Origin of the sequence: Candidatus Sulfuricurvum sp. RIFRC-1 (genome assembly GCF_000310245.1) — a bacterium.
Classification (GTDB): Bacteria; Campylobacterota; Campylobacteria; order Campylobacterales; family Sulfurimonadaceae; genus Sulfuricurvum.
On record NC_020505.1, the window covers coordinates 195,065 to 210,550 of the forward strand.

Here is a 15,486-nt window from a genome sequence, read left to right on the forward strand (position 1 = left end):
TAAAAGTTTCGTCATTGCGGACTTGATCCTCAATCTGCTCTTTTTAACTTAATTTCCTTTATAATTCCCCTATGACACTATTACAAGCCACCTCTTTATCTCATGCCTTTGATTATCCGTTATTTGAGGATATTTCACTCACTCTTAATGCGGGAGAATCGATAGCCATTGTCGGTGTAAGCGGCAGCGGGAAATCGACGCTGATGCATATTCTCTCTTCACTTCTTCGCCCAAATCATGGGAAGATCGAATTGTTTGGAAAAGATCTTTACGCAATGGATGACAAAGCCCTTGTTAAATTACGCCGCAATGATTTAGGGATGATTTATCAAAGTCACTATCTCTTTAAAGGATTTAGCGCTTATGAGAATCTCGAAGTAGCGGCAATTTTAGCTCGTGAATCTATTGATCCGCATTTATTAGAGCGTTTGGGGATTGAGAATGTAATCCGCCAAAAAGTGACGGAACTCTCAGGCGGGCAGCAGCAGAGGGTATCGATTGCCCGTGTATTATCCAAAAAACCTCGTCTGATTTTCGCGGATGAGCCAACCGGTAATCTCGATCACGCAACGGCACTTGAAGTAATGGATATTTTTGAGGACTATTTGGCTGAGCACAGCGCGGCAATGGTCTTGGTTACCCATGATGAGTCGTTAGCCGCACGATGTAATCATATCTATCGTATGAAAAACGGTAGTTTGAGCGAGGGTTAAATTATGGATTTGGCAGAGATATTTAGCGAAGGCCGGACCATCGCTTTTATATTACTCTTCACCCGCTTTAGCGCACTTTTTATGGCGGTACCTATCTTTTCTCATGCGAATATTCCCATCTCGATTAAAGCGGCAATGGCTTTTTTCTTTACGGTATTCTTTTTTGGTGCAGTACCGCCGCTTAATATCCCCACCGATGCGCTTAGTTTAACGGTCGCGATTTTAGGGGAAATGCTATTTGGACTGGCAGTGGGGATCGTCTTGCAGCTAGCCTATCATGTCATCACCTTTGCAGGGGGACAAATCTCATTTATGATGGGGTTTTCACTGGCCTCGGCGATCGATCCGCAATCGGGTGTATCAATGCCGATTATCAGTCAGTTTTTAGCATTGTTAGCACTCATGATCTTGTTGGTTTTTGATCTTCATCACTGGATACTGCTCTACGCATCCGAATCGATTGCATCGGTTCCACTGGGGGGATTTATGATGACTCCCTCTTTGTTTCAGTATATTATGCACGCCATGACCAACATGTTTGTGGTCGGATTTATGATCGCCTTTCCGATTACGGCATTAACGATGCTCGCCGATGTCATTTTCGGCATGTTGATGAAAACCATGCCACAATTTAACCTTTTAGTCATCGGGATGCCGATTAAAATCGGTATATCGCTTGTGGTGTTAATGGTAACACTGGGCGCGACGTTGATGATCGTCACTTCACAAACACAAAATGCGTATAACTTCCTCGAAAAATTATTCTAAATAGGGTTTGGCCTGCTTGAAAATCGCCAACTGCGATTGCTTAAGTACTCGGATTGTCTGCTGATTGTCACTGCATCGAATGAGATGTTTTTGGGACGTAAGGATTTCTTCTTCAAAAGCTCCATCCAAAGTACAGACAAGCGAATCATCGATCATAACAATACTCTGCGTTAAAGGGTGAGGGTAGGTATAAAGATTGACCCGTTCATATTGAACCATCGAGAGGGGATCTCCATTCGGATCATTTACCACTAATGTGACCAGAGAGCCTTTATGCGCACCGTTCAGAATCCCTTTTTTTAATACGGAATGATTGAAAGAGGAAGTAATGATATGAATATGTGAACTTTTTTTGCACAGCCGGTTTAATTCATACGTCAAAAGTGTGTGATGATCGGGGAGCTGATAAACTCTTTCTTCACCAAAAAGGGGGAGAAAGAGAGAAAGTAGGGTAAGAAGTTTTATCATTTAATTTTTTTTTAGTTACAATGATACCACGAAGCTTTTGATAGAACAAGGGCATTTAAAGAGGGGTAGCAATGAAAATTTTGCTTTTTAACGATAATCCGGTCGTACGAAAACTGGTAGCTCTCAGCGCACAAAAAACCAAAGATGATTTGATTGTTATTTGGTCCGTAGATGAGATCCAAGAGAGCGATTACGATTTGTTGATTATCGATGATGCACTTTACAGTGACGAACTGTTTCAATCTCTGAAAGAGTTGGTTTCGTTTAAAGCTACTTTACTCATGGCAACCCGTGGAAAAGCGGTTCCGGCAGGATTTGACAATGTCATCAATAAGCCGTTTCTCCCTACCGACTTGGTTGATATGTTTATCAAAATCGATAAAAAAACCATGTCGGTTTCCATTGCTCCTGAGCGTGTCAGAAGTGAAGAACCTTTCGTTAAAACTGAAGTTCCATTTGCCATTCATCTCGATGAAACGTTGCCGGATATGAAAGAAGCGGGCGAGATGGATTCGTTTGATTTCGGTGATTTGGATGATGAGATCGATCTGGGAGAGACACTAAATATTAGTGATGAAATAGATTCTTTGGAAGATTTTGATGATGCCGTCCTCCCAACCGCTATTTTGGATAAGGAAGAGGTTCAAGAGGTTCAAAATCTTTTAGATGATACCGAAAGTGATGATTGGAATGTGGAAGAGGAAATTATTATCAAAGGGATTGATGAACCTGATATCCATGAAGACGATGCTTTGAATGTAGCCGATGAACCGGTTGTAGAGAGTGCAGAAGAACTGAGCGATGAATTTTTGTTAGAAGAAGAGCCGTTTGGAGAGATAGAATCTTTTGAGGCTAAAACCGAAGAAACTGTCGGTTCAGCGGAAGAAGAATCTGAACTCGGTGATTTGGATTTTGACCTCGATAATGAGATGCTTTTACCGAATTTGGACGATGAGATGCTTTTGGACGACGACGAATTAGGCGATTTGGAAACTCAGATCCAAGATGCGGTGAACGATCTAGAATCGGAAACTCTCGATAAAGAGTTAGATTTGGATGATTTTAAACTCGATTTTGACGATACCTTATCCGAAGAAATGGATTTGGATGAGAAAGAGATGATTGATGGCGATGATCTTGAAGGATTTGATGAGTTGGATATGCTTGATGAACGCGAACTAAAACTTGCCATCGGAGAAGAGGTGGAAGAAGAATCTGAAGCAGATGATACGGAAGATGACTCTTTTGCGGATGTTGAATTATTGAGTGAAGATTTCGAAGAGCCGGTAGTGTATGAAGCAGAAAATGCGGAGGTATCGCAGCCGCATACACCCTCTCATGCCGAAGGGGTAGAAGCATTGCAAGCATTGCTAAAAGCACTTTCAAACGAAGAAGTAGCCAAGTCGCTAAAAGGTCTTAACATCAGTATTAATATTAATTTCGGGAATGAACAGTGAATCGTCGAAGTGGTGCAATTTTAGTTTTATCCGGTCCCAGCGGTGCCGGTAAGAGTTCTTTGATTAATAAAATAACCGATCATATCGGTCCTACCTATTTTTCGATTTCAACAACAACACGCCCCATACGCGAGGGAGAAGTGGATGGAGTTCATTATCATTTCGTCAGCGTTGATGAGTTTAAATGTGAAATCGAGCAAGAGATGTTTTTGGAATACGCAGTGGTGCACGGCAACTATTACGGAACGTCGTTGGGCCCGGTTAAAAAAGCGCTTAAAGAGGGAAAACTCGTTATTTTTGATATTGATGTTCAAGGACATGATGCGGTTCAAAATCGGCTTAGTGATATTACGACATCGGTGTTTATTACAACCCCTTCTCTCAAAGAGCTAAAACGGCGTTTACATAACCGCTCTACCGATAGTGAAGAGGTGATCGTCGGACGCATTGAAATGGCAAAGAGAGAAGTTCAGAGGATCAGCGAATACGATTTTTTAGTAGTAAACGACAAACTGGAAGACGCATCTGAAATTTTAATTTCGATCGCTAAAGCGGCACGGATGAAAATACCGACGTTACAAATCAACGAATTTGTCCAAACTTGGGAAGCGTCGTAATAAAAACTTTTGGTGTATTCATCGAAATACGTTATACTTCCCCACTTAATTTTCTACAGAAGGGACTCTAATCATGAGTATGCCAAGCGGAACCGAATTATTATTGATTTTCGGGATTGTTATTTTGTTATTCGGTGCGAAAAAAATTCCTGACCTTGCAAAAGGGATTGGACAAGGTATCCGTAATTTCAAAAAAGAGATGAAAGACGATGAGACTGTAGCAACAACTACTCCGACAGAAGCTCCAAAACAAGTCGATGCAACAGCATCTACAACGGTAGAAGCTCCTAAAACTACTACACAAGCGTAATTCTTGAAACAGCGAGTCAGTGCGCTGTTGCGCGATAAATTCAATTGTGATGTTATCCTCGAAAAACCGAAAGATCGCTCTTTCGGACACTTCGCTACCCCTATCGCTTTTTCCCTTGCCAAAGAACTTCGAAAATCACCCATGGCGATTGCCGAAGAGATCGCAACATCGTTCAGCGATCACGATATGTTCGGTGCCGTTGAATCAGTCAAGGGGTATATCAACTTCCGCCTCTCCGAGTCGTTTTTAGATGAATACGCTTCGTGGGCATTGAGTCATGGCGAAGAGTTTGGCAGTGGCGATAAGCAAGGTTCTATCCTTTTGGAATTTGTCAGTGCCAACCCTACCGGACCGCTTCATATCGGACATGCGCGTGGAGCCGTTTACGGTGACACAATGCTCCGTCTAGGTCGTCATTTGGGCTACGATATTACGGCAGAATATTACGTCAACGACGCGGGCAATCAAATTGATCTTCTCGGGGTCTCTTTGCAGCTTGAAGGGCGTTCTAGTCTGCTCGGCGAAGAGGTAGAATGGCCGGAAAAATACTATCGAGGCGAATATCTCAGCGATTTGGCTAAAGAGGCGGTAGAGCTTTTCGGTCAAGAGGCACTTCGTGATGAGAGCGCTCAAAAAGAGCTGGCTCTTTGGGCAAAAGATAAAATTTTAGCCCTTATCGTGGAAGATTTGGCAGCGATTAACGTCCATTTTGACACCTTTGTCGGGGAAGCGTCCCTCTATAATGAGTGGGATCGTGTTATGGCAAAAATGGGTGAAGGTGTTTATCTCAACGAAGGCAAAACCTTTATCCGATCTTCCGAATTTGGCGATGATCATGACCGAGTAGTGGTTCGTGAAGACGGTCGTCCAACGTATCTTGCGGGTGATATCATCTACCATAACCAAAAGTTCGAGCGCGGATTCGAGGATTATATCAACATCTGGGGAGCGGATCATCACGGTTACATCGCCCGTGTCAAAGCGGCGATTACCTTTTTGGGTTACGATTCCTCTAAGCTCGAAGTACTCCTCTCTCAAATGGTAAGTCTGCTCAAAGAGGGTGAACCGTTCAAGATGTCCAAACGTGCCGGAACTGTCATCCTCATGAGCGATGTCGTCGAAGAGATCGGTGCGGAAGCACTGCGCTTTATGTTCGCCTCTAAAAAGTGTGATACCGCACTCGAATTTGATATCGAAGAGCTCAAGCGTCAAGACAGCTCTAACCCGATCTACTATATCCAATACGCTCATGCCCGTATTCAGACATTGATTGCCAAAAGCGAAAAAACGGTTGAAGAGATTATGCTCTCCCATTTACACGGGTTGAGTGCCGATGCGGACGGATTGTTGTTTGAAGCACTTTTGTTGCCGGAAATCATCGAGGATGCATTCGAATCGCGCCAAGCGCAAAAGCTTCCCGATTATCTAAAAGTATTAGCGGGACGTTTGCATAAATTTTATTACGATACCCGTATTATCGGCACCGAAGATGAGGCGAAACTACTCAAACTTCTACTTGTTGTTGCCCTCTCCATCAAAACAGGACTTTCATTACTCGGAATCCAAGCTAAAGATCGGATGTAAATCCGATCTTACCCCAACAATCTCGTAACATTTTGTTGAAGCATATCGTTTCGATGTGCCATCGCAATCTGAGCCACATCCAATTTTAAATTGCTTTGTTGAAAATCTTTGATTGCATTTGCCATGTCGGTATCGGCGATTTGACTTTTTGCCGCTGAGGTTGCTGTGATTTGATCGAGCAGAGTATTAGAAGCACTGATTAAGCCGTTGGTCGTGGAACCGACTGTCGAATTTGCTTGTATCAGTGAATTTCTGTAAGACTCGATGCTCTCTTGGCTGTCGATACTCAGTGAAACCGTGGATAGTTCAGGGAGTGATGCGCTGATCGTACTCTCTCCCAATGAGAGGGTTGAACTATTCCCAAACAGAGTTTTGCCGTTAAAGCTACTGCTCTCGATGCTTTGCTGCATCGATTCTACGGTACGGTTAAATTCACCTTGCAACTCTTGTTTTTGAGATGAATTCAATGATGCGCTGTTGTAGCGGACACTGAGATCATTCAAAGTTTGGGTTTGATCACTGAGAGAATTGAGTGTCCCTCCGGCAATTTGCATCATGGCAACGCCGTCATTGGCATTCATCAGCCCCTGTGACATGGTAGAAATCTCACTTTGCAGCATGTCTGAGATTGAGCGTGAAGCGCTATCTTGCATCCCTAACTCTACGGCTGCGGCTATTTTTTCGAGTGTTTTATCACGCTTATTCATCTCAGAAGTCATCTGAGGAAGCGGATTGAATTGGGTATCTAATTTCATTTTATCCCCTTTTTAATCTCTCATAGAGTCAGAATATCACTGAACAGATTAAAAGTTAATAATATTTTTGGGCTAGATTTGGTTAGAAGTGTAATGGAGCAATGCTATAATTTCGCCATTGTGAACGGTGTAAGGAAATGAGAATGGTTAAAGTAGCAGCAATACAGATGCAGATGAGTGAAGATAAAGCTTCTAATATTCTCAAAGCAGAATCGATGGTGCGTGAGGCGGCGCGTAATGGAGCTAATATCATTTTGATCCCTGAACTGTTTGAGGGGTACTATTTTTGCAAGGATATGGACAAAAAATATTTCGATTGGGCACAACCTCTCGAAGATAACCCCCTCATCGCGCACTTTAGCGCTTTGGCCAAAGAACTCGGTGTTGTATTGCCGATCAGCTATTTTGAGCGCTCGGGTGAGCGCTATTTTAATTCTCTTGTGATGATCGATGCGGACGGCACCGTAATGGAAAACTACCGAAAGACTCATATTCCTGACGGTCCCGGATACGAAGAGAAGTTTTATTTTGCTCCCGGTGACACGGGATTCAAAGTGTGGCAAACCAGATTCGGCAATGTCGGGGTCGGTATCTGCTGGGATCAGTGGTTTCCCGAAACGGCGCGTAGTCTAACCCTCATGGGTGCGGATATGATTTTTTATCCGACTGCGATCGGAAGCGAGCCGGAGATCGGTGTCGATTCGGCATCCCACTGGCAGCGGGTACAGATGGGGCACTCTGCCGCGAACATCGTCCCTGTCATTGCCGCGAATCGTATCGGAGAGGAAGCAGGGGAGAGTTGTAGTCTCACGTTTTATGGAAGCTCGTTTATCACTGACCACACGGGTGCAAAAGTAGCTGAAGCCTCACGCGACCGTGAGGAGATCCTCTACAGCGAATTCGATCCGGTATCTATCCGCGAACACCGCCACTACTGGGGACTGATCCGAGACCGCAGACCGGAGTGTTACGGAATAATCGTTAAAGAATAAATTGGAACCCATTTTGCTTTAGTGAATGTAATAATCGCTAAGCAGGGGGTATCTGTGAGAGTTGTTTTGCGCCATAACGCTATCTTCGTTCAAGGGAGCTCAAATACCCTCGAAGAGCCGTGGATGGAAGAGTTTTTCGACCATCATATTCAAAACACCCTTTTCCTCGATAATGGGGTGCTGGTACTCAATAATGAAAATTCATCGGATCAAAAAGAGGATTTTTTAGAAAATCTAAGTGTGCGGTATACAAAAATGAATGAGCTTTCCGGCTCATTTTACAGCCGATCATTGAAACGATGCAAAAGCGCTGCCGTTCGTATCGAAGTCCCCTATCGTAAAAGTGAAATCGTCAATGTTGCACTTTATGCGTATGGTCCGGATCGGGTTAAACTCTCTTTTGGAACACAAAATCGATGGGTGATGCGCTATCTTAAGCAACAGCTCTCTTCTTTGGTTGTTAGTGCAACCGCAACGGATTTGTACATCGATGTTACTACCTCTGTTGCCAAAGCACGGCTTGAAAAAACCCTCAATCGTCGTGAAGTACTCCATTTTCAAATCAATTATCGCTATGATGATGCGTTTATGAGCAGGTTGTACGGAAATTACTCTGGATGGGGGTACGGTAACGATGCGATCGATAAAATGATTCGCTACCATGCTATTTTCGAGATTCCGATGGGTTCACCCCTAGAAGATTTGAAAAAACGGTATCGCGCATTGGCAAAACGGTATCATCCCGACCGTGTACAAAAGAAAAGCCCTAATATTATCAACAAATATACCGAGAAATTCCAACTTCTCCAAGAAGCATACGGTGCATTACAAGCGGTTAGTTAAAGGTAATAGATCCTCGGCACAAAAACGGTAAAGCCGTTTGTCTTTCATATCCCGCAGTTCATTTGAAAAGCCCCGTTTGGTAAAGAATAAAATTTTATCGGGTGTGATGGAGAGTTTGGTACATTTTTCTTCGAGTTTATGAAACTCTTTTTTGTTCACTTTGTGGTTTGTCCATTTACACTCTCCGACCCAGATCTCCCCTTCCATCGTTTCACAAAACAGATCAATCTCTACTTCACGATTCCAATAGCTTCCCGAATCGAGAAGAGTGTTTTGAAATGAAGGAGCCAAAATTTCGCGAATATACAAATCGCATAATTCTTCAAAGGTAAAGCCGACAAAGGCATTGAAGTGTTCTTGAAAATGATCCAGAAAACGTTCAAAATTCCCTTCACGGATTGAGGGTGCGAAAGGTTCTACAAAAGCGAACCAAAAACGTAAAAACGGAGAAGTAAACCGGTATTTATGAGAAATCCGATGATGCTCGATCTCTTTTTTAAACCGCTGTTTCGGATGGGCGCGTTCCAGCGGCATTTCGCGTGAACGCTCCAGTGTGAGATAACCGCTATAGCGTAAAAATTCAAAGGCCTCGGCTCCTCGCTCTTTGCCGATACGGGCACGACGATAGGCTGATCCTTGACGTCGATCACCAACGGCTACCGCATGCAGAAGATTGAGATAGAGCGGATCGTCATGAAGCGGTGAGAGGAGATGCTCCCGATGGATTTCGAAGTGTTCGAGTATGTGGCGAGTGATGAGCGATTCAACCCTTTCATCGGTATCGATCGATACATCGTATCCCCCGAAAATAGAGAACAGTTCTATGCACTGTTCCATATCCTGAGGTAGATTGCGCTGAAAAAAATTGTGTAAAAGATTTCTATCCATTGGATAGATTATAACGCATAACTGACTCGTACGCTACTGTGGTAAATAGTAACAGAGTGGCTTATGAAGCGAGAACGGTTTTTATATTGGTTAAGATTTTGTTGATACGTTCTGCATATTGGGCAAATTTATCGGTATAGTTATTGGCAGCAGATGCGTTGACTTCAAGCTCACCCAGAACATCCAGCATTGAGCGGATAAAATCGCGGTGATCGGCACATTCATGGCATACGGAGGTATTGGCGCACATCCCTTCGTTCATCAGGACATAGGCCTCTTCGGTTGCAATACTGAGTTGTGTGAAATAATTCCCGTCTCGGACATTTTTTTCATCGAGCAGTTGATGAACCTGTTGAAATTGACCTTGTGCTTCACGAAGAATATCTACCATTGTTCTCTCCCGTTTGAATTGTATTGTCTTAATTGTATCGCAAAAAACGGTAGAATAGCGTAACAAATTGATTACACTAAAAAGAGAATTTATGGAGTATCGCTATATCGGGCGCAGTGGGCTGCGCGTATCGCCGATTACGTTGGGGACGATGACGTTCGGAAGTCAGTGTGATGAGAAAAATGCGTTTGCGATTATGGACAAAGCCTATGAAGCAGGGGTGAATTTTTTCGATACTGCAGAACTCTATCCTGTCCCTCCCGAAGAGAGCCTTGCCGGAGTGACCGAGGAGATGGTCGGGCGATGGCTCAAAACCAAACCTCGTGAAAGTATTATTTTGGCGACAAAAGTAGCGGGTGCGGCGTCAGGATGGTTTGTCCCCCCTATCCGTCACGGATTGACGGCGATTGACCGGTTTCACATCGAGCGGGCAGTTGAGGGTTCTTTGAAAAGGCTCGGTACCGATTATATCGATCTTTATCAGATGCATTGGCCCGATACGATTGTCCCCATAGAGGAATCGATGAGGGCGTTTGATGCGCTGGTGCAAAGCGGTAAAGTACGCTATATCGGAACCTCCAACGACAGTGCGCGGGGGACAATGAAATCGCTGATGGTTTCCAAATACGAAAAGTTAGCCCGTTTCGAGTCGATCCAAAACAACTTTTCGCTCCTAAACCGTCGTGATTTGACCGAGATTGGTGCCCTGTGCCGCGAAGAGAAAATATCACTGCTCCCCTATTCGCCGTTGGGCGGAGGGGTGCTGAGCGGAAAATACAACCAAGATATCAACGCACACGGACGGTTCAGTGATTACGTCAAATCGTCCAATAAGCGTCAACGTCTGATGGCAGCACGCTTTATGAACGATAAAACATTGGCGTCGACACAGAGATATCTTGGTATCGCAGCCGAAGCGGGGCTGAATCCGGTAACGATGGCAATTGCGTGGAGCAAACAGTTTGATTTTGTCGCCTCTACGATTATCGGTGCAACAACGCCAGAACAGCTCGATGCGAGCTTGGCGGCAATGGATATGACGCTGAGCAAAGAAATACTCCAAAAACTGGATGAGGTACATGCTGCAATTCTTTATCCTATGGGTTAGTATCCTTCTCTTTCTAATCACAGGGTGTTCAACCAAGCATTACACTCTCAGTGAACCCAAAATTATTACCCTTAAAACTCCGAAACTCAAATTTGCCGATACGGGTTATATTCGCCATGATGATACTTCGGTCGAAGTGGAGCTTTTTACCGCCGGAGTTGCGGTTGAGAAAATTGCGATTGACGATCAGGTATGTGTGAGTGTGGGATGTATGAGCGAAGAGGCGTTTGTCAAAGAGTATCTCAACCCTGATTATCCGCGTGACACGATGCGCAATGTTTTACTGGGCAAAGATATCTTTGCAGGGCGTGGGAAAGAGGAGATGTGCGACGGGAGGCTTTTGCAGTTTATCCGAAATGATGAAATGGATATCGTCTATCGGCGTGGCAAAGGGGAGATCTATTTTAAAGATCGACTCAATAGCCTGATTATCAAGATTGAGGATCTTGATAACAATCAATCTATCCCGTGATGTTCTAAGTTACAATCGCTATTAAAAAGAGTTTCTATGAACGTCTCCCCCGATTTTTCCCTTCCGCTCAGATGGATTGCCCCCTATTTTATAGTGGCAGTGATTTTTTATATCGTCTCGATGAGTTTCTTATTTTTTTTGCCCTCTGATATTACACTGCGTGATTTCCGAGTGATCGGGTGGGTCCATCTTTACATGATCGGCTTTGTGATGATGGTGATTATCGGGGCGATAGGACAGCTTTCCGTGGTTGTCGGCGAGGTGCATCATCGCTACCCTAGAGTGTTCGGATGGATTTGGCCTCTTTTAATGATCGGGACGGCCCTTTTGGCTATGGGATTTATTCGTAATCCTTCTTTGCTCGGGGTAGGGGGAGGTTTTATCCTCGGTGCATTGAGTCTTTTTGTGTTTAATCTGTTTATGACGCTTCACCGCAGTCGTCGCCGAACCAGTGTTACCCTCTCTATGCAGTGGAGTACCCTTTTTTTAAGCGTAGGATTGGGAATCGGTCTGATGATGGCGTTAGGGTATGGAGGAATGATCCCTATCGATCCGACGCAGTGGCGGATGGGGCATATTTTTGCTGTGTTCGGCGGATATGTGATGCTCAATATTATGGGGGTGAGTACGGTATTGCTTCCCATGTTCGGCGCGTGCAACCGCCCCTCGGATCGAGAGCATACCATCAGTTTTACTACGATGATCGTTTCAGTTATCGGGATGATCCTCGCATCGGCATTACAGCTAGAGTGGCTAGAGAAGGTTGCTCTCCTTTTTGGGATGGGATCGGTTGGCTTTTATATGGTGCAGGTGTACCGGATATTCACCTCGAAAAAACGGGGCTATACCGATATTTGGGAACGTTCACTCGCAGTGGCGTTTATCGCTCTGGTTATCTCAATGGGGTTAGGTGTTTATGGGATTATAGTAGGAAGCGAAAAAGCGGTTCTCCTCTCCTTTTGGTTTTTGACGGCTGGATTTCTCGGTTTTTTAATCACGGCACACCTGTATAAGATCGTCCCCTTTTTGGTATGGTTTGAACGCTACGCCCCCTACATCGATGAGCGAGAAGTACCGATGCTTCATCAGCTTCTACCAACGCAATGGGCAAGTGTGCAGTGGGGGTTGGCCGTGAGCGGATTGGTTGCCATAGCGATTGCGATAGGATTAGCGAATGCAGTGCTGTGGAAAATAGGAACAGCCCTTTTGGCAGGGTCGGGGATTGTTTTACTGGCAATTCTTATCAAGCTTTTGCGCGATAAGTTATAATTCCCTCTTTATTAGGGAGCTATAACATATGAAACTGAGCCAACGCAGCGGTACGATTGAACAATCCCATATCCGCTCTATGACGAGAGCGTGTAACGCAATAAACGGAATCAATATGGCGCAAGGGGTCTGTGATCTCGAAGTCCCACGTGCCGTGATCGAGGGGGCGTATGGGGCGATGAATGAGGGGATTAACATCTACACTCCTACCGAGGGATTGCCCCGCTTGCGCCAAGCGATAGCCGATAAGATGAAACGGTTTTACGAGGTTGATATGGTTCCTGAACAGGTATTGGTCAGCGATGGTGCTACGGGGGCGTTTTATACGGCGTGTATGGCACTCCTTAATCCGCTCGATGAGGTGATAGTGTTCGAGCCTTATTATGGATATCACCGCTCTACCCTCACATCACTGGGTGCCGTGCCGACGTTTGTTCGTCTCGAAGCACCGGAGTGGAAACTGGATATTGAAGCACTCGAAGCGGTTGTGACCCCGAAAACGAGAGCGATGGTAATCTGTAACCCTGCCAATCCGAGCGGTAAAGTTTATACCCGTACGGAACTCGAAGCGATTGGTTCATTTGCCGAGAAACACGATTTGATCGTATTTGCCGATGAGATGTACGAGCACTTTGTGTACGGCGATGCGATCCATATCACGGCACTCAGCATTCCGAGTCTGCGTGATCGATGTGTCGTATTGAGCGGATTTTCAAAAGTGTTCAGCATCACCGGATGGCGATTGGGATACGCGATAGCTCCTGTAAGCGTTATCGAGGCGATGGCACAGCTCAACGATCTCATCTACGTCTGCGCCCCTGCACCACTTCAGATCGGTGCGGCGGTCGGGCTGGAGAGTTTGGGGGATGAGTATTACATAGAACTTGCCCGACTCCATCAGGTTAAGCGTGACCTTTTTTGCGATGCGCTACGCGATGCGGGATTGAACCCGAGTATCCCTAGCGGAGCGTATTACGTTATGACCGATGTCAGCAGTGTGGCGGGAAATGATGATTTTGAGAAAGCGATGGCGATACTGGAAAAAACAGGGGTTGCTTCGGTTCCGGGACGGGCGTTTTATCACGACGATAGCGGAAAAAACATGGTCCGCTTTTGCTACTCTAAACCCATGGATGTACTCGAAGAGGCGGTGGAGAGAATTCGACTACTGTGATATAATATGATACTTGATTAAAAAAGAAAAAATATGAAAAAAGTGCTCATAGGTATTGTATTAATCTTCGGTGTTTTGATGACAGCAAAACAGTTGATTCATAAGGATTACACATCTGCAAAGCAATTAGCAGATTCCGGTAATTATCAGGCATTTTATACTGAGATAAAAAAAGATGTTGCTAAAGGGGATAAAGAGGCAACAAATCTGTTGATGGATGATTTTCTCACTGCTGTACAAGATGGGGATACAAAGAAAGTCAAATTCTATTTGGAACAGGATCGAAGTCTTATCAATAAAACGGATAGAAACGGTGCGAGAGCTGTAGACGCGTCTTTGTTCGGAAAAGTAGTTCGAATCGATCTATTGAAGTATTTTTTAGAGTATCAGCCGGAATTAAACTATCAACTTCCCTATTACAAGAATTTAAGTCCACTTCAGACAATAGCATTGAGTAATGATATAAAAAATGGAAGCTTGATCACAGAATTATTGCTTGATCATGGTGCAGATGTCAATTATTGCAGTAAAAAAGATGATGAGACTAGCTATCCTGCACTTTTGATCAGTTACACATACAATAATTTTGAAGTTTTTAAAACATTGTTAGATCATGGCGCGTTAGTGAACATTGGAGAATATGACCTTTTAGAAAATATTGTAGGAACTTACGGTCTTGAAATAGAAAAATACATGTTCATTAAAGCCCTTTTAAAAACACCTTTGTCTAGTCAAACAAAAGCAATTATACAAAGTAAAACGTACAGAGCAATTCATGAAAATAATATGAAGTATTTGAGCGCAATATTAGATGCAAAATCATTGAATGATTTGGATCAACACGGTCTTTTAAACCTGGTTCGATATTACGCTGCAACGAATGAAATAGATGGTATGAAACTGTTAGTAGACCATGGATTATGTACGTTTTCTTCCATTTGTGAAGATGCAATGCAAAAAGCTAGGCTCAATAATAATACAGTGATTGAAAAACTGATAAAAGAAAATAAATGAATAAACAAGCTAACAATTAAAGACTCCCTCACCGAATTTCTACTCTATACAACACCCAATAGCGATGTAAAAGTCGAAATTAGAGTGTATGGTTACTGCAAAAGAGGATAGCGGAGAGAATTCGACGACTGTGATATAATACATAACTTATGAATTTCTATGGAAAGGGTACGAGATGCAAGCCACGTATCATTTGAATACCGATGATTTGACAATCGATTTTTTGGAATCTATTAAAACATTGTTTAAACAAAAAACTGTTGAGATTTCAATTATCGATGAAGATGAAGAAGATTTTGCGTTCGCTCATGCAATCGAGCAGGGACTAAAAAGTGAAAATGTCAGTAAAGAGGAGCTTTTAAAGGCGTTAAATGCGTCTTGAAATCAAAAAGCAATTTTTAAAAGACATTGAGAATGTTCCTAAAAATATAAAAATAGAGATAGTGCGTATTATTGAACTGTTGGAAACTTCTGCTTCGTTACAAGAACTCTCAAATCTCAAAAAACTCAAAGGCTATAACAATTATTATCGAATTCGTATAGGGCAGTATCGTATGGGGATTGCATTGGTTGACGATGCAGTTGTATTGTCCCGATTTTTGCATCGCAAAGAAGTGTATCGCTTTTTTCCGTAAATCGAACTATTCGGAATTTCCCAATAAT

19 protein-coding genes are annotated in these 15,486 nt (G+C 43.7%); 15 read left to right on the top strand and 4 right to left on the bottom strand.

The window, feature by feature from the left end; translation table 11 throughout:
* The first annotated feature begins 71 nt into the window (after positions 1 to 71).
* Complete coding sequence (locus B649_RS01060; protein ID WP_015652644.1) at positions 72 to 713, top strand: ABC transporter ATP-binding protein; 642 nt, start codon at positions 72 to 74, stop codon at positions 711 to 713.
* 3 nt (positions 714 to 716) lie between these two features.
* A complete protein-coding gene (gene fliR / locus B649_RS01065) occupies positions 717 to 1,481 on the top strand; it encodes a flagellar biosynthetic protein FliR (protein ID WP_015652645.1) in 765 nt (254 codons plus the stop codon).
* Here the strand turns inward: fliR and B649_RS01070 are convergent.
* Positions 1,473 to 1,949, bottom strand: a complete 477-nt coding sequence (locus B649_RS01070; RefSeq protein ID WP_015652646.1) for a hypothetical protein — start codon at positions 1,947 to 1,949, stop codon at positions 1,473 to 1,475. The genes fliR and B649_RS01070 overlap by 9 nt on opposite strands.
* Positions 1,950 to 2,020: 71 nt before the next feature.
* Here B649_RS01070 and B649_RS01075 point away from each other — a divergent pair, with 71 nt between their 5' ends.
* The 4 genes from B649_RS01075 to argS all read left to right on the top strand — a co-directional run bounded on the left by B649_RS01075 (position 2,021) and on the right by argS (position 5,917).
* On the top strand, positions 2,021 to 3,406 hold the full coding sequence (locus B649_RS01075) for a hypothetical protein (protein ID WP_015652647.1): 1,386 nt from the start codon (positions 2,021 to 2,023) through the stop codon (positions 3,404 to 3,406).
* Positions 3,403 to 4,023 carry a guanylate kinase gene (gene gmk / locus B649_RS01080; protein WP_015652648.1) on the top strand — a complete coding sequence of 207 codons (621 nt, stop codon included), beginning with the start codon at positions 3,403 to 3,405 and terminating at the stop codon, positions 4,021 to 4,023. The genes B649_RS01075 and gmk overlap by 4 nt, the downstream gene beginning before the upstream one ends.
* 73 nt (positions 4,024 to 4,096) lie before the next feature.
* Complete coding sequence (locus tag B649_RS01085) at positions 4,097 to 4,333, top strand: twin-arginine translocase TatA/TatE family subunit (RefSeq protein ID WP_015652649.1); 237 nt, start codon at positions 4,097 to 4,099, stop codon at positions 4,331 to 4,333.
* Positions 4,334 to 4,336: 3 nt separating this feature from the next.
* Positions 4,337 to 5,917: an arginine--tRNA ligase gene (argS, locus tag B649_RS01090; protein WP_015652650.1), complete on the top strand. Its 1,581-nt coding sequence runs from the start codon at positions 4,337 to 4,339 to the stop codon at positions 5,915 to 5,917.
* An 8-nt stretch (positions 5,918 to 5,925) separates the two neighbouring features.
* Here argS and B649_RS01095 read toward each other — a convergent pair whose 3' ends face one another.
* Positions 5,926 to 6,672 (bottom strand): flagellin, encoded by a 747-nt coding sequence (locus B649_RS01095; protein WP_015652651.1) that lies wholly within the window; start codon positions 6,670 to 6,672, stop codon positions 5,926 to 5,928.
* A gap of 137 nt (positions 6,673 to 6,809) precedes the next feature.
* On the opposite strand from B649_RS01095, the gene aguB reads away from it, so the two are divergent.
* Positions 6,810 to 7,664, top strand: coding sequence for an N-carbamoylputrescine amidase (aguB, locus tag B649_RS01100; protein WP_366216100.1), 855 nt, complete (start codon positions 6,810 to 6,812; stop codon positions 7,662 to 7,664).
* Positions 7,665 to 7,718: 54 nt separating this feature from the next.
* Complete coding sequence (locus B649_RS01105) at positions 7,719 to 8,507, top strand: J domain-containing protein (RefSeq protein WP_015652653.1); 789 nt, start codon at positions 7,719 to 7,721, stop codon at positions 8,505 to 8,507.
* Here the strand turns inward: B649_RS01105 and B649_RS01110 are convergent.
* On the bottom strand, positions 8,490 to 9,395 hold the full coding sequence (locus tag B649_RS01110; RefSeq protein WP_015652654.1) for a DUF234 domain-containing protein: 906 nt from the start codon (positions 9,393 to 9,395) through the stop codon (positions 8,490 to 8,492). The genes B649_RS01105 and B649_RS01110 overlap by 18 nt on opposite strands.
* A gap of 61 nt (positions 9,396 to 9,456) precedes the next feature.
* On the bottom strand, positions 9,457 to 9,786 hold the full coding sequence (locus B649_RS01115; RefSeq protein WP_015652655.1) for a hypothetical protein: 330 nt from the start codon (positions 9,784 to 9,786) through the stop codon (positions 9,457 to 9,459).
* Positions 9,787 to 9,877: 91 nt separating this feature from the next.
* Between B649_RS01115 and B649_RS01120 the strand changes: the two genes are divergently transcribed.
* The 7 genes from B649_RS01120 to B649_RS01150 all read left to right on the top strand — a co-directional run bounded on the left by B649_RS01120 (position 9,878) and on the right by B649_RS01150 (position 15,458).
* Positions 9,878 to 10,894: an aldo/keto reductase gene (locus tag B649_RS01120; RefSeq protein WP_015652656.1), complete on the top strand. Its 1,017-nt coding sequence runs from the start codon at positions 9,878 to 9,880 to the stop codon at positions 10,892 to 10,894.
* Complete coding sequence (locus tag B649_RS01125) at positions 10,866 to 11,366, top strand: hypothetical protein (RefSeq protein WP_015652657.1); 501 nt, start codon at positions 10,866 to 10,868, stop codon at positions 11,364 to 11,366. Before B649_RS01120 ends, B649_RS01125 begins: the two co-directional genes overlap by 29 nt.
* Before the next feature lie 36 nt (positions 11,367 to 11,402).
* Positions 11,403 to 12,635 (top strand): hypothetical protein, encoded by a 1,233-nt coding sequence (locus tag B649_RS01130; protein ID WP_015652658.1) that lies wholly within the window; start codon positions 11,403 to 11,405, stop codon positions 12,633 to 12,635.
* Positions 12,636 to 12,663: 28 nt separating this feature from the next.
* A complete protein-coding gene (locus tag B649_RS01135; protein WP_015652659.1) occupies positions 12,664 to 13,809 on the top strand; it encodes an aminotransferase class I/II-fold pyridoxal phosphate-dependent enzyme in 1,146 nt (381 codons plus the stop codon).
* A gap of 33 nt (positions 13,810 to 13,842) precedes the next feature.
* A complete protein-coding gene (locus tag B649_RS01140; protein ID WP_015652660.1) occupies positions 13,843 to 14,823 on the top strand; it encodes a hypothetical protein in 981 nt (326 codons plus the stop codon).
* Positions 14,824 to 14,998: 175 nt separating this feature from the next.
* Entirely contained in the window at positions 14,999 to 15,205 is a 207-nt protein-coding gene (locus B649_RS01145) for a hypothetical protein (RefSeq protein WP_015652661.1), read from the top strand.
* Entirely contained in the window at positions 15,195 to 15,458 is a 264-nt protein-coding gene (locus B649_RS01150) for a type II toxin-antitoxin system RelE/ParE family toxin (RefSeq protein WP_015652662.1), read from the top strand. Before B649_RS01145 ends, B649_RS01150 begins: the two co-directional genes overlap by 11 nt.
* Positions 15,459 to 15,486: the final 28 nt, after the last annotated feature.